The organism is Microbulbifer echini, from assembly GCF_041447225.1.
GTDB classification, from domain to species: Bacteria; Pseudomonadota; Gammaproteobacteria; order Pseudomonadales; family Cellvibrionaceae; genus Microbulbifer; species Microbulbifer echini.
Genome location: NZ_JBGMEL010000006.1, coordinates 180,253 through 194,078 on the forward strand (window position 1 = coordinate 180,253; position 13,826 = coordinate 194,078).

Genomic DNA, 13,826 nt, shown 5'->3' on the forward strand with positions numbered 1-13,826 from the left:
GTTGCCCGCCAAAAGGCGGGCGGGTAGGTCAGATTCGCTTGAAGATTAATGAGCCGTTGGTACCACCAAACCCAAAGGAGTTGGAAAGTACTGAATCAATAATCATCGGCTGAGCCTCTTGCGGCACCAGATTCATATCCCTACAGGTTTCATCGGGATCGTAGAGATTAATCGTTGGCGGGGCCATTTGATCACGCAATGCGAGGACAGAAAAGACCGCCTCAATAGCTCCAGCGGCACCAAGCAGGTGCCCGGTCATTGACTTAGTCGAACTTACAGCCAGCTTTTCTACAGAATCGGTAAATACATTGCGAACAGCCTTGATTTCAGCGGTATCCCCCAGAGGCGTAGAGGTACCGTGGGCATTGACGTAATGGATATCAGCAGGGGCCATGCCCGCATTATTGAGCGCATTTTGCATTGAGAGTGCGGCTCCAGCCCCATCTTCCGGAGGCGAAGTCATATGATGGGCATCTCCACTCATACCAAAACCCACTAGCTCAGCGTGAATTGTCGCACCGCGGGCCTTCGCATGCTCATACTCCTCCAGGACAAGAACTGCAGCCCCCTCCCCCAAGACAAAGCCGTCCCGACTTTTATCCCATGGGCGGCTCGCCGTCTTTGGATCATCATTGCGGGTGGAGAGCGCTCTGGCCGCACAAAAACCACCGAGACCTACCGGTGTGGTAACCATTTCAGCCCCACCGCAAACCATGACATCCGCGTCACCGTATTGGATGGTCCGCATACCCAGTCCCAGGGCATGAGTGCCTGTAGTACAGGCGGTGGTTACCGCTAGGTTTGGCCCTCTCAGACCGTATTTTATCGATAGGTTGCCGGCCACCATATTAATAATGGCGCCCGGCACAAAAAATGGCGAAACCCGTCGGGGTCCCTTTTCCGCAATCAATAGCGCATTGTCTTCGATTGCCATAATACCGCCCATACCGGAACCGATACAGGTCCCCATACGCGGTGCATTCCCCTCGCTTACCTCAAGACCGCTATCTTCCATCGCCTGAATACCGGCGACCAGACCATACTGCAAGAATTTATCCATCTTGCGGGCGTCTTTCGCAGGCATATAAGGGGTAGGATCAAAATCTTTTACCGTAGCTGCGAAACGGGTTGAGAACGTCGAGACATCAAACGTTTCTATTGGAGCTGCTCCACTGACCCCCCTGAGGATGCCAGACCAAGTCTCTCCTACGGTGTTACCCAGTGGGCTCACTGTGCCCATACCGGTTACAACAACTCTTCTGTGCGACACTGCGGTCCCCCCGAAACTCTTACTACTACTGCTCTCCCTCGCCTTGCGAAGAAAATTACCAACGAACAGCAGTTACAATTCCATAGTCCTAATAAAAAGAGAGCCGCGCTATGAAACATAGAACGGCTCTCAGAAACGCTTGGCCACGTACAGCAACTAGACTGTTCGCACCTAAACTACCCAGCAGGAATTAACCAAGGTTATCCTTGATGTAATCGATTGCCAGCTGAACAGTAGTGATTTTCTCTGCTTCTTCATCGGGGATTTCGGTCTCGAATTCCTCTTCCAAAGCCATTACCAGCTCAACTGTGTCGAGTGAGTCCGCGCCCAGATCTTCAACAAAAGAGGCTTCAGGCTTAACGTCTTCTTCCTTCACGCCCAGTTGTTCAGCAACGATCTTTTTCACGCGCTCTTCAATGCTGCTCATGATTCAATTTAACTCCTAGTGGGTAAAAATCTGTTTTAGTCGCTATTGTTATTTCGCCAATCCAATTAACGGCGATAACGACCGGCTCACACAGCTTTTGGATAATTCAGAGGCCATTGTACCCCAACTTTTTAGGGTTGTAATGCACGGCCCTTCAACACCATCAGCAAATACAAAAATATCTTAAAAATCAATAATTTATTAAAATTTTTGCGACGTACATCAGGTCATATACATGCCGCCATTGACCTGTATTGTCTCCCCTGTGACGTAGGCCCCGGCATCACTTGCCAGGAAAGCCACAACCGAGGCAATCTCTTCGGGCCGGCCCAGACGGCCCAAGGGAATCCTATCAAGCAGCGCCTCGCGCTGGGCTTCTGGCAGTACTTTGGTCATATCGGTATCAATAAATCCCGGCGCAACCGTATTCACAGTGATACCCCGAGAGCCGATTTCTGCAGCCAGGGAACGCGCAAATCCCGCCACACCGGCCTTGGTCGCCGCATAATTACTCTGTCCCGCATTGCCCATACTGCCCACTACGGAACTGATGTTGATAATACGCCCCCAGCGGGCCTTGGTCATATCCCGCAGGCAAGCTTTGGCCATTCGATAGACCGCCGATAGGTTCGTCTCAACCACCGAGTCCCACTCATCGTCTTTCATGCGCATGAGCAAGTTGTCTTTGGTAATACCAGCGTTATTAATCAAAATGGTGGGCACAGAAAAATTGGCCTTTATCGCCGCATGCACTTCGGCAATACTTTCTTTACTGGTGACATCCAACACCATACCAGCCCCACGGATTCCTTTATCAGCAAAACGGGCACTGATCTTCTCTGCTCCACCCTCACTGGTCGCAGTGCCAATCACCGTCGCCCCCTGACCGCCCAGCATATCTGCAATTGCCGCACCAATACCGCGACTAGCACCGGTAACCAGGGCTACCTTACCCTCAAGGGAAATCATTAAGCTCATACTTGCTTTATCCTTATTCGATCATCTCCAATCACCCGAGCAACTCAGATGGCTGTGGATCTCAGTGCCTCATTAAAGCTTCCGGGAGTGTCGATGCCATGACAGGCAACGCTGCGATTGATTCGCTTAGCCAAACCCGCCAGCACCTTGCCGGGCCCACACTCAACCAGCTGCATAACACCATCAGCCACCAACTTTTGGGAGCAGGCAGACCAGCGCACAGGGCTATAGATCTGCTCAATCATAAGCGCTTTGATCTTCGCCGGATCAGCCTCGGTTTCGGCATGTACATTGTGTACTACGGGAATTTCAGGTGCACTGAATTCTGCCGCCTCAATTTGGGGAGCAAGCTTTTCCGCTGCCGGACGCATCAACTCAGTATGGAATGGTGCGCTCACCGGCAGAGGCATTGCCCTCTTGGCACCCGCCGCCTTACAGGCATCAATAGCACGCCCAACCGCAGCACTGCTGCCAGCGATGACAATTTGACCCGGAGAGTTATAGTTCACCGCGGCAACTACCTCGCCCTGTGCCGCACTGGTACAAGCCTCTTCTACCTCGGCATCGTCAAGACCTATCACAGCAGCCATAGCCCCCGTGCCGACAGGGACGGCCTCCTGCATCAGGCGGCCGCGTTCACGGACCAAGTGAACTGCATCCTTGAACGCCAAGACTCCCGAACAAACTAATGCTGACCACTCTCCAAGACTGTGTCCCGCCATGCTTGCGGGCAGGGCGCCGCCACGGGCACGCCAGAGTCGGTAAAGAGCAACACTTGAGGCTAAAAGCAGTGGCTGGGTACGCTGAGTAAGATTGATTGCTTCTTGCTCGCCATTTTGGCAGAGGTCCCAAAGGTCATAACCGAGGACTTCCGAAGCTTCGGCAAAAGTGGCGAGGATTTCAGGGGCTTCCTGGGCAATTTCGGAGAGCATTCCGATCTTTTGAGATCCCTGCCCCGGAAAGACGAATGCAAGCGCGGCATTGGTCATAAGACATCCTTAAATCTGTTTGGCAAATTTCAGTAAGAGAAGGGCATGCTTTCTACCCTATTGCCCTTGAGTTTCGCTCGCCAGCCTGCACCAAAGCGGCACCGACTCTCGCGGCTAGGTTAGCATCGGCACATTCTTTAGCCGTCACCATGGCCCGGTAAAAGGCTTCACTGCTGGCACCTCCGTGACTCTTGATCACGTTACCCTTCACTCCTACAAAACTGGCGCCATTATAGCGAGCAGGCTCTACCTGTGTGCGCCATTTTCGCAACAACTTTATGGCTAATTGGCCAAAAAAACGCTTAAAGCAACCCTTCTTTTCAATAGTGAACGCTTTTTGACCCATAAGTCTAATTACACCTTCAGCGGATTTCATGGCCACATTCCCCATCAGCCCATCGCATACAACCACGTCGACGGCACCGGTAAAGATATCGTGCCCCTCCACAAACCCCACATAATTGACTTCCGGGTCTGCCTCCAAGAGCTCTGCAGCCCTACGGATCTCAGCGGTTCCCTTGTGCGCTTCAGCGCCTATATTCAATAGAGCCACTTCAATGTCTGCGCGGGGGGTTCCGGTATGAAGATGCTGCGCCTCTATCCCCATCCGAGCGAACTGCAACAAGTCCTCCGCATTGCACCCCACATTTGCACCCAGATCTAAAAGGTAACAGGAGCCGTGCCCCGAAGGGACAGACTTACCCAGTGCCGGCTTTCTAACGCCCTCAATATTACCCAGAACGCTACGGCTCAAAGCTAAAAGCGCGCCGGTATTTCCAGAGGTCACCATAGCCTGAGCATCGCCCTCAGCAACCGCTCTCAGCGCTTCGGCCATTGTGGAATCACGCTTGTGACGCACAGCCTGAAGAGGGTTGCACTCCTGGGTAACCACCTGTTCACAGTCAACAATTTCAAGACGATCGGGAATGCGGGGGTGGCGCTGCTCCAGGAACAGTGCTTCTAGTTGCGCGCGGGGACCGAAGAGTTTCAGCTGCGCTGCGGGGAAGTTTTGAAGGAATCTAACACAGGCCGGAACGACAGAGCGGGGACCTAAGTCCCCGCCCATTGCATCCACGGCCAATCGCAATTGGCTGGACAAAGCTTACTCTTCTTCGGAGCCGCCGCCGATTTCGAGCACCTTGCGACCACGGTAGAAACCGTCTTTGGTCACGTGGTGACGCAGGTGCTTTTCACCGGTAGTCGGATCTACGGAAAGGGTGGCACCGGCGCCCAGAGCGTCGTGAGAGCGGCGCATGCCGCGACGGGAACGAGTCTTCTTGTTTTGTTGAACAGCCATTGCTAGCTCCTAAAATAAACAAATTTCGCTGGAACCGGGGCGCCTACCGGCGAGCCCAAACTCCCCGGAAAATCTAGGATTTACCCGAAGAACCCTTCAACTGCTCCAGCACTTTAAAGGGGTTTTCCTGCTGCTCCCCCGCTTCAGTTTCTTCCTCACCAACGTGAAAGCTCTCCTTAGAGACGCATTCCTCATCGTGATAAGCCACCATCGGCAGATTGAGCAAAATTTCATCTTCAAGGATCAAGTGCAAGTCCAGCTCATCGCCGTCTTGAATAACCGGATCCAGGTCTTTAGGGAGGGCCCTGCCCTGCTCTTCAGACCAAACGATACCCCAGCAAAACTGCGCCTCCAGCTGTTCTCGCACAGGATGCAAACAACGCTGGCATAGCAGGTCCACTGCGCACGATACCTTACCGCTGACAGTGAGATGATTTTGCAGATCACGGCCAAACTGAATTTCAGTCGCGATCTCCCCATCCACAGACTCTACAGCCTCACTGAGACGCTCCAGTGACTCCAGAGGTAAAATACCGTCCAGAAACTGTTCGCGCTGCACCAATTTTCGAGCGTCAACGCTCTTCGGCAATACTGATTTAGGGGGGGCTATCGACATAAGCGCGCAATTCTATGGACTCGCCCCACCCTTGTCAAAACAATTAAGCCACTGCAGTATCGCCCACGCACAAACCTTGACCAACCAACCATGGAATTGTCCAAATAATGGCCACCCCACTGATACTAGCCTCCAGCTCCCCCTACCGCAGAGCACTACTGCAACAGTTGCAACTTCCCTTCCAGTACGCGGCCCCCCATATAAATGAAGAGGCGAGGCCCGGAGAGGGTGCCGACGCGCTGGCCTTGAGACTAGCCAAAAGAAAGGCTGAGGCTTTGGCCGTCAACAACCCGCACGCCCTGATCATAGGGTCAGACCAGGTGGCCGAATGCCGCGGGCAAATACTAGGAAAACCAGGCAATCGATCCAAGGCCATCGCCCAACTTCAGACCTGCTCCGGCCACAAAGTCACCTTTCACACCGGCCTCTCACTCCTCGACAGCGAAAGTGGGCGACAAACAAGCACGGTGGAGACTTTTACGGTGTACTTCCGCACATTGAACTCAGCGCAGATCGAAAGATACGTAGAATTGGAGAAACCCTACGACTGCGCCGGGTCCTTTAAGGTAGAAGGCCTGGGCATTACCTTATTTGAGAAGCTTGACGGGGGCGACATCAACACCCTTGTGGGCCTCCCCCTGATCCGACTGGTAGACTTCCTCAGCGAATTTGGTATAGACCCACTAAACCCAGAAATTAAGTGCTAAGCGGGGACCAACCAAGCAGGTCGGCAAACTCATCTATGATGATCTGAGGCTTGCACCCCTGTAGACGAGTCGGGCAATGGGCACCATAGCTTACCCCGATAGAAGACATACCAATCGCCGCAGCCATATTTAGGTCGTAAACCGTATCGCCCACCATGACGGCCTCATCGACACCACAACTTGTTTCGGTCAGCAGCTCACTAAGCATTCGCGGATCTGGCTTGGACGCCGTCTCATCCGCACAGCGACTCGCTACAAACAAATGCCCCAAGCCGTGCTCATCAAACTCCCGGTTGAGACCGCGCCGACTCTTTCCTGTAGCAACCGCCAGCCGATGCCCCCCACAAAGCAGTTTGTCCAGGGTGTCCAATACACCCTCAAACAAAGGCAGAGGGTCCACCCTGGCAGCCATCCACTCCTCGGAATAGAACTGCCGCAGGGCTTGCTTATCCTCGCTGGCAGCCTCAGGAAACAAGCTCGCCACGGCCTCCGGCAGCCCCAACCCAATAATATTGCTTACGGCCTCTGGAGCGAGCACTGGCAACCCTACCCGCTCAGCTGCACGCAGCATACATGCCACAATCCGAGCCTCGGAATTACAAACTGTGCCGTCCCAGTCAAGTATTACCAGCATAACTACAAACCCTACTCATCCCGCAACTTCTTCAGCAACCCCTGCAACTCACCTGGCAGAGGCGCCTCAACATGCACACTGGTACCATCTGGTAGCGTACAGCGCACCGAGGCCGAATGAAGGAAAAGACGCTTGAGGCCCCGTTCGCGAAAATCCCGATTATCCTCATCAGCCGTGTATTTGCTGTCACCCGCCAGGGGGCAGCCAACAAATTGAGCATGCACTCGAATTTGGTGAGTACGCCCGGTCACAGGCTCTGCGGCTAGCAACGTCGCCGCCTTAAAGCGCTCCAGCACTTGAAAGCGCGTTTCGGAAGCTTTGCCATCTTGGTGGACCGAGACCATTCGCTCACCGCTCTTCAGCGTATTTTTGCGCAAAGGCACCTCAACCACCTTTTGACCCCTGGGCCATTTACCCACTGCCAGAGCCAAATAAGACTTACCGATACGACCATCGCGCAGCTCTGACTGCACATGCTGTAAAACCGCGCGCTTGCGCGCCACCATAATCGCGCCGCTCGTATCCCGATCAAGGCGATGCACAAGCTCGATAAACGGGCTCTGCGGATACATTTGCCTGAGCACCTCAATCAAACCGAGCCGCACTCCACTGCCGCCATGGACAGCGAGGCCGGCAGGCTTACTGATCACAAGCAGGCCCTTGTCATCGTAAAGTATGGAATCTTTTATCAGCTGACGCAGCGGTTCTCCCGCAAGCGGAGCAGGAGCCTGTTCCGCAGCACGAATTGGCGGCACACGCACTACATCACCAGCCACCAACTTGTATTCTGCCTTTACCCGTCCTTTATTTACTCTGACCTCACCCTTACGCAGGATTCGATAAACTCGCGATCGGGGCACGCCCTTAAGGCGCGCCATTAGAAAATTATCAACCCTCTGCCCTGCCAGCTCATCGGGCACAGTTAAGAACTGTACGCCACCAGAGGCTTTCCAGGTATCAGAGGGGGTGTCGGCCGCAGCCGCTTTATGGGGGGATGTACTTCGCATGACGCGCATCATAGCGCCGCGGCCAGGACAATTGAAGCACCACCCTGCCCGTGCTATATTCGGCCGGCCTGGATTCGGCTGGTTTTCGGCCATTGGCGGCTTCCCACATGAAGAGATAGCCAAGGTTTCAGAGAAAATACCGCTGTTCGGCCAGTGCGCGGGCATACCGCGTCATTGATAAAAAACTTAGCTGATGAGCGCACCCCAAAACGAGAATCTCAAGGGGCCTCACCGGCACAACAGCCCACAGTTAAGTGGGTAACTATCGCGAAGGTAAGACGGGCCGCAACCCGCAGCGCTTGAAAGGACAACTCATAAAATTTGCGTCCCGCTCTGCAGATGATGATGCCAGCGACCGAACTGGCAACCAGGGTTCAACTGTTTCCAATAACCTGGTGAACAAAGTAAAAGAAGATAGGCACCGGCCAAAAGCCGAGCTGCAGAGCCAGTAACAACGACGCAAACCTTGCCACCCAGCTTGAAACTGACCGAAGGGTGGCGCCCAACCCGGCCATGGAAATCCACGGCCCTGGTACAGGGCAGTACTAACAAAAGGTACTCAAGGAAAAAAGGTACTCAAAGTACCAACGGATAGCACCACAACAGCGTTTATCCGGAGTTTTTGCAGTGAGAACTATAGGCGAACGATCGTCTCAGATAAGCCGCGTAGACTGAGTTTGCGGCAGAGACAGCGCTTTTGATTTCCCTGCCCCGCCATCTGGTCCTCTCCATTTGGTGGCCCACAAGCAAGTCTGCAAACAGCGGTGTCATACCTTTGCGCAACGCAAGGAAAACGACACGCATGAAGAGAATGCTAATCAACGCAACCCAACCTGAAGAGTTGCGTGTAGCCCTGGTCGACGGCCAGTGGCTCTACGACCTGGACATTGAAAACCGCACCCGTCAGCAGAAAAAAGCCAATATCTACAAAGGCAAAATTACCCGTGTAGAACCCTCCCTCGAAGCCGCTTTTGTCGACTACGGTGAAGAGCGCCACGGCTTCCTCCCCCTGAAAGAAATTTCCCGTGAATACTTCCTCAAACAGCCCAAGGACATCGAAGGCCGCATCAAGATTAAAGATGTCGTCAAAGAGGGCATGGAAGTCATCGTTCAGGTAGATAAAGAGGAGCGAGGCAACAAAGGGGCCGCTCTGACCACCTTTATCAGCCTCGCCGGGCGCTACCTGGTCCTGATGCCAAACAACCCCCGCGCCGGCGGCATCTCCCGCCGCATCGAAGGCGACGAACGCTCCGAGCTGCGTGATGCCCTGGCAAGCGTAGATGTCCCCTCAGGCATGGGCATTATCGTGCGCACCGCCGGTGTTGGCCGCAGCGGCGAGGAGCTGCAATGGGATCTCAACTACCTTCTACAACTGTGGAACGCCATAAAAGACGAGGCGGACACCTCTAAAGCCCCACACTTCCTCTTCCAGGAAAGTAACGTAATTATTCGCGCTATCCGCGACTACATGCGCGACGATATCGGTGAAGTGATTGTCGATGACGCAGACTCCTTCGGGCTGGCAAAAGGTTTCGCCGACCAGGTAATGCCCCACTACAGCCACAAGGTTAAGTTCTACGAAGACTCTATTCCGCTGTTCAACCGCTACCAAATCGAAAGCCAGATTGAAACGGCCTTCGAACGCGAGGTCAAACTCCCCTCCGGCGGCTCCATCGTTATCGATGTCACCGAAGCGCTGATTTCTATCGACATCAACTCCTCTCGCGCCACTAAGGGCGGCGATATTGAGGAAACCGCGCGCAACATCAACCTCGAAGCAGCTGACGAAATTGCCCGCCAGCTGCGACTGCGCGACATGGGCGGCCTAGTCGTCATCGACTTCATTGACATGCAGAGCAAGTCCAACCAGCGCGAAGTTGAGAAGCGTATGGAAAAGGCCCTCAGCATGGACCGCGCACGCGTACAGGTTGGCCGCATCTCCCGCTTTGGCCTTTTGGAAATGTCGCGCCAGCGCCTGCGTCCGTCTCTAGGTGAAACCACCTTCCGCGTCTGCCCCCGCTGTAGTGGACAGGGCACCATACGCGGCACTAAATCGCTGGCACTCTCTATCCTTCGCCTGGTGGAAGAAGAAGCCAAGAAAGAGCGCAGTGCAGAGATTCGCGCAATCACCCCCGTGAATGTCGCCACCTACCTGCTCAACGAGAAGCGCAAAGCCATTTCCCAAATCGAGTCCCGCAACAAGACCCGAGTGGTTGTTGTACCCAATGCGGACATTGAAACACCGCATTTTGAAGTTCAGCGCCTGCGCGATGACGATACCGCCACCTTGGAAACCTCCTACAAGATTTCCGGAAGTGCAGAGGAAACCGTTACCAAGAAAGAAGAGCAACCCCAGCGCGCCCCGGCCCAGGCTGCGGTGAAGCCGATCACCCACACTATACCGGCGCCCACTCCGGAGAAAAAACCGGAACCGGGCCTATTCAGTCGCCTGATCAGTGCCATCGCTGAGCTTTTCTCCAATAAAGAGGAAGAGCCCCAAAAGCATCAAAAGTCTCAAAACCGAGGTAAAGACTACCAGCGCAACCGCAACCGTAATCGCAATCAACGCAGTGGTAACCGCAGCAATCGCGGTGAGCGCCAGACGCGCCGCAAAGACGATCGTCGCGAAGATGCTAAGGGCGAAGATCAGCGAGAGGCCAGACAAACCTCCAAGCAATTTGATGATCGTGAAGGTGGAGCAGAGCGTGGAGAAGGGCAGCGCCGCCGTCGCCGCCGCCGCAGCGGAGACAATCGTCGCAAAGACGAAAATCGCAGCAACATCACTGAAAGCAGCGCCACAGAAAGCAGTGTCCAGGTAGACGAAAGCACCGATCAACAGCGCCCGGCACGCCGCCCCAGCAATGTACGCGGCCGCCCGCAGGCTCGCCGCCGAGGCCGCCGCCCGGAGAATACTGCCGCTACCGCCGTTGCCCAAAGCCAGGAAGAGCTGGACCGCGAAGTTAATGAAGCCATTGACGAAGCTGAAAGTGAAGCCAGAAAGTCCAGGGACACTGCCACAAATGTCGCTAGTGAGACGCCAGCAAGCGAAACTCCGAAGCGTAAAACCGAGCGCAAAGAACGGAGGCCATCGAAACCCGCACAGGCAGGCCAAGCCAAACCCTCTGTAGAGGCCCCCGCACGCACCCCGATTGCGGAAGAAGCCACCACAAGACAAGAGGAAGCAAAATCTGTAGCAAATACCGAAGAAAGAGCGAAACCGGCGGCCACTGCCGTGGAGGCACCCAAAGTAACGGCAACCTCTGCGACACAAGTAGCACCCGCCGCTGCCCAAGAAGAGCGATCCACCACCCATCAAACGGCAAATAAAGCAGCTGAAGAAACACCTTCTGCCGTGGAATCGCCGGAGGATGCGGAAGAGACCGCTCTGCAAGAGGCCAGTGAAGCGGCTAAGGCAAAGGAAGAGCTGAGCAACGCTCTCGCCAGGGAAGAGGTAATGACCGCTGAGGCCAAAGCCTCCGAAGAAATCACCTCCCCGGCAACTCGCGGTCGCGCAGGTAATGACCCTCGTAACAATCCCAAGCCATTACTTGAGCTGGCAATCGTTACCGAGCACCGTGAAGTCGGCATCCAGCAGCCGCTGGATACCGCCCAACCAGCGGCCATTGAGCACAATCCTCGCCCCCTCACCCGCCCGGCTAACGACCCTCGCCTGGCTCGAAGCGTAGCCCAGGCAGACGCGGATTCTAACCGCAACTCTGCAGAAGCCGGCTAACAGAGCCCCGTGAAGCCGCCAACACCTGAGGTGTTGGCGGCTTTTTTATTCCCGAGCACGTGTCGGGATTGGTCAATAAATCACCTAACCTATTGAACTTATTAAAAAAATTCACAAGGGCACTTGTATGTAGCACGAAGCTGGGTATAATGCGCAGCATAATTTGGTGGGGTGGCTGAGTGGTCGAAAGCGGCGGTCTTGAAAACCGTTGACTGTAACAGGTCCCAGGGTTCGAATCCCTGCCCCACCGCCATATAAAGTCTTGTAAATCAATGGGTTACAAGCAACCAAGGGCGGTACCAATTTTCTTGGTACCGCCCTTTTTCGTTCAGGTCTCAACAAAGTCTCAACGCAAAATCAGCAACCACCCGCATAGCGGGTGGTATGGTGAAAGCCCCCAGAGGGGGCTATTTACAACCCCGCCAGTTGCATCTGCTCTTGCCGGCGCTCTTCAACCTCTTGATTCTTGATGTACTCTCGAATCATCTGCTCATCAAGACCTACTGTACTCACGCAGTAGCCCCGAGCCCAAAAATGTCTTCCTGTGAAATTTCTCTGCACATGCTTGTACTTCCGAAATGTCTGGATCGCAGATTTCCCTTTCAGAAACCCAACCGTATTGGAAACACTTAACCTTGGAGGAATCATTAACAACATATGAATGTGGTCCCTCATTGCGTACCCCTCGACCAACTCAATGCCTTTCTGACAACATAAGTCTCGGAATATTGCTCCAATCTCACGTCTCAATGCTCCAAATAACGCTTTCTTTCGATACTTGGGCAAAAATACCACATGGTACCTGCAATAATGTTTAACGTGAGCTTGGCACTGCCAATCTCGCATATGGCCTCCTTAAAGAACTTGCCGGTTCATGGAGGCCATATTTTTACTCTGCACGCCGGAACGGCAGAGCCTTATCAAGTCTCACCGCCTGAGGCGGTGGTTTACCTATTTGTTAATTATCTCTTGCTGCCAAGGAGGCGGGAAGTGCACATGACTGCGCCGCTACTCTCCCCCGCTTCCCTGTCGATTAGTTAGCGAGCAAGGCTGACTAGAATAGAGCAAAACGTTGTATACATACGCCGTAAAGGAAGAACAGAAAAACCATTTGAAGAGGGTTTTACACGGGATGCTACAAGCTATATACATTGGTTAAGGCAAAACCTGACGCACCCCTTTGAAACGAAGGGTTTATCGCTTTTGATGAGGGCGTTTAAACCAAAAAAACATTTGAATAAAGCTAAATTTACAGCTGAAAACTCACTAAAAAGTACCCCTTGAGATCGCAAATTTTTCTTCGAATATATCGAGGTGCTCATCAGCCTGAGCGGCCTAGCTCTCCGAAGCTGCCGACATCTCAAGCGGGAAGCTCCTCCTCATCTGTTTAAGGAAGGTAGTCGGAGCCAGTCGATACAAAAAAGCACCTACAAGGCTTACATCTTTTGGGAACCACCGCTCCCTCCCCTTTTCTAAAGCCGCTACAATTTGATTGGCCATCCATTCAGCACTGCGCACAGTTCCTATAGTACTTCGTTGGTGCTTGGCCAGCCCACCATCGCCGGCTAAAGCATTTTCTTCGATCGTTGTAGCTAGGAAACTTGGGTACACCATCAGCACTTTTACCCTCTCACGCCGCACCTCCTCACGGAATGTCTCGAAATACTGGTGCAAAGCGCTCTTGGCTGCGCAATAACCCGCACGGCCCAATACGGGCATCCAGCCGGCCATGGAGCTAATATTTACCACACAGCCAGAAGCAGCTTTTAGTTCTGTAAACAACCCCTGAGCAAGTCCTACCGGGGCATAGTAATTGACATCCATCACTCTTCGGAGGACCTCGCTGGTCGTTTGAACGGAGGGACTACGATGCGTAATGCCAGCGTTGTTTACTAGCAGATCAACCCTTGAATACGCGCCTCTTAAGAGCTGAATCAACGCCTCAAGTGCTTTGCTATTAGATAAATCAACCACAAAAACCCTAACTCGAATACCGCGAGCCTTAAGCTGAGCTTCTCTTTGGCGAAGTGTATTGACGGCACTATCAACCAGGGCGAATTCGGCAGTAAATTTTCTCGTAAGGCACTCGGTAATCGCCCAGCCCAAGCCCCCCGCAGCACCAGTAATCACAAAAGTCTTTTTTGGGGTTTCAGCTTTATTCACAGCCA

13 protein-coding genes and 1 tRNA gene are annotated in these 13,826 nt (G+C 53.7%); 3 read left to right on the plus strand and 11 right to left on the minus strand.

Going from position 1 to position 13,826, the window contains the following annotated elements; all coding sequences use genetic code 11:
- Nucleotides 1-28 precede the first annotated feature (28 nt).
- From fabF to ACCI51_RS08090, 7 genes are all read right to left on the minus strand, one after another.
- Nucleotides 29-1,270 carry a beta-ketoacyl-ACP synthase II gene (fabF, locus tag ACCI51_RS08060; RefSeq protein WP_371843229.1) on the minus strand — a complete coding sequence of 414 codons (1,242 nt, stop codon included), beginning with the start codon at nt 1,268-1,270 and terminating at the stop codon, nt 29-31.
- Between the two features lie 190 nt (nt 1,271-1,460).
- Nucleotides 1,461-1,697: an acyl carrier protein gene (gene acpP / locus ACCI51_RS08065; RefSeq protein ID WP_152453358.1), complete on the minus strand. Its 237-nt coding sequence runs from the start codon at nt 1,695-1,697 to the stop codon at nt 1,461-1,463.
- 222 nt (nt 1,698-1,919) lie between these two features.
- Entirely contained in the window at nt 1,920-2,675 is a 756-nt protein-coding gene (gene fabG, locus ACCI51_RS08070) for a 3-oxoacyl-ACP reductase FabG (RefSeq protein ID WP_371843230.1), read from the minus strand.
- A 44-nt stretch (nt 2,676-2,719) separates the two neighbouring features.
- Nucleotides 2,720-3,664, minus strand: coding sequence for an ACP S-malonyltransferase (fabD, locus tag ACCI51_RS08075; protein ID WP_371843231.1), 945 nt, complete (start codon nt 3,662-3,664; stop codon nt 2,720-2,722).
- A gap of 52 nt (nt 3,665-3,716) precedes the next feature.
- On the minus strand, nt 3,717-4,763 hold the full coding sequence (gene plsX, locus ACCI51_RS08080; protein ID WP_299581006.1) for a phosphate acyltransferase PlsX: 1,047 nt from the start codon (nt 4,761-4,763) through the stop codon (nt 3,717-3,719).
- Nucleotides 4,764-4,766: 3 nt separating this feature from the next.
- Nucleotides 4,767-4,961, minus strand: coding sequence for a 50S ribosomal protein L32 (rpmF, locus tag ACCI51_RS08085; RefSeq protein WP_299581003.1), 195 nt, complete (start codon nt 4,959-4,961; stop codon nt 4,767-4,769).
- A 73-nt stretch (nt 4,962-5,034) separates the two neighbouring features.
- Nucleotides 5,035-5,577: a YceD family protein gene (locus ACCI51_RS08090; protein ID WP_299581000.1), complete on the minus strand. Its 543-nt coding sequence runs from the start codon at nt 5,575-5,577 to the stop codon at nt 5,035-5,037.
- 107 nt (nt 5,578-5,684) lie between these two features.
- Here ACCI51_RS08090 and ACCI51_RS08095 point away from each other — a divergent pair, with 107 nt between their 5' ends.
- Nucleotides 5,685-6,284, plus strand: a complete 600-nt coding sequence (locus tag ACCI51_RS08095; protein WP_371843232.1) for a Maf family protein — start codon at nt 5,685-5,687, stop codon at nt 6,282-6,284.
- On the opposite strand, the gene ACCI51_RS08100 is transcribed toward ACCI51_RS08095, so the two are convergent.
- Both ACCI51_RS08100 and rluC read right to left on the minus strand, forming a co-directional pair.
- Nucleotides 6,274-6,918 (minus strand): HAD-IA family hydrolase, encoded by a 645-nt coding sequence (locus ACCI51_RS08100; RefSeq protein ID WP_299580994.1) that lies wholly within the window; start codon nt 6,916-6,918, stop codon nt 6,274-6,276. The two genes, ACCI51_RS08095 and ACCI51_RS08100, sit on opposite strands and share 11 nt — an antisense overlap.
- A gap of 11 nt (nt 6,919-6,929) precedes the next feature.
- Nucleotides 6,930-7,925: a 23S rRNA pseudouridine(955/2504/2580) synthase RluC gene (rluC, locus tag ACCI51_RS08105; protein ID WP_299580991.1), complete on the minus strand. Its 996-nt coding sequence runs from the start codon at nt 7,923-7,925 to the stop codon at nt 6,930-6,932.
- Nucleotides 7,926-8,727: 802 nt separating this feature from the next.
- Between rluC and rne the strand changes: the two genes are divergently transcribed.
- Entirely contained in the window at nt 8,728-11,658 is a 2,931-nt protein-coding gene (gene rne, locus ACCI51_RS08110; protein ID WP_371843233.1) for a ribonuclease E, read from the plus strand.
- 165 nt (nt 11,659-11,823) lie between these two features.
- A tRNA-Ser gene (locus tag ACCI51_RS08115) sits at nt 11,824-11,911 on the plus strand.
- A gap of 158 nt (nt 11,912-12,069) precedes the next feature.
- On the opposite strand, the gene tnpA is transcribed toward ACCI51_RS08115, so the two are convergent.
- A complete protein-coding gene (gene tnpA / locus ACCI51_RS08120; RefSeq protein ID WP_371843234.1) occupies nt 12,070-12,504 on the minus strand; it encodes an IS200/IS605 family transposase in 435 nt (144 codons plus the stop codon).
- A gap of 489 nt (nt 12,505-12,993) precedes the next feature.
- Nucleotides 12,994-13,821 carry an SDR family NAD(P)-dependent oxidoreductase gene (locus ACCI51_RS08125; protein WP_371843235.1) on the minus strand — a complete coding sequence of 276 codons (828 nt, stop codon included), beginning with the start codon at nt 13,819-13,821 and terminating at the stop codon, nt 12,994-12,996.
- Nucleotides 13,822-13,826: the final 5 nt, after the last annotated feature.

Coding starts and splice junctions, on each gene's coding strand:
- fabG (WP_371843230.1), bottom strand. CDS start 2,675: ATGAGCTTAATGATTTCCCTTGAGGGTAAGGTAGCCCTGGTTACCGGT.
- acpP (WP_152453358.1), bottom strand. CDS start 1,697: ATGAGCAGCATTGAAGAGCGCGTGAAAAAGATCGTTGCTGAACAACTG.
- rne (WP_371843233.1), top strand. CDS start 8,728: ATGAAGAGAATGCTAATCAACGCAACCCAACCTGAAGAGTTGCGTGTA.
- ACCI51_RS08090 (WP_299581000.1), bottom strand. CDS start 5,577: ATGTCGATAGCCCCCCCTAAATCAGTATTGCCGAAGAGCGTTGACGCT.
- ACCI51_RS08095 (WP_371843232.1), top strand. CDS start 5,685: ATGGCCACCCCACTGATACTAGCCTCCAGCTCCCCCTACCGCAGAGCA.
- rluC (WP_299580991.1), bottom strand. CDS start 7,925: ATGCGAAGTACATCCCCCCATAAAGCGGCTGCGGCCGACACCCCCTCT.
- rpmF (WP_299581003.1), bottom strand. CDS start 4,961: ATGGCTGTTCAACAAAACAAGAAGACTCGTTCCCGTCGCGGCATGCGC.
- ACCI51_RS08100 (WP_299580994.1), bottom strand. CDS start 6,918: ATGCTGGTAATACTTGACTGGGACGGCACAGTTTGTAATTCCGAGGCT.
- tnpA (WP_371843234.1), bottom strand. CDS start 12,504: ATGCGAGATTGGCAGTGCCAAGCTCACGTTAAACATTATTGCAGGTAC.
- fabD (WP_371843231.1), bottom strand. CDS start 3,664: ATGACCAATGCCGCGCTTGCATTCGTCTTTCCGGGGCAGGGATCTCAA.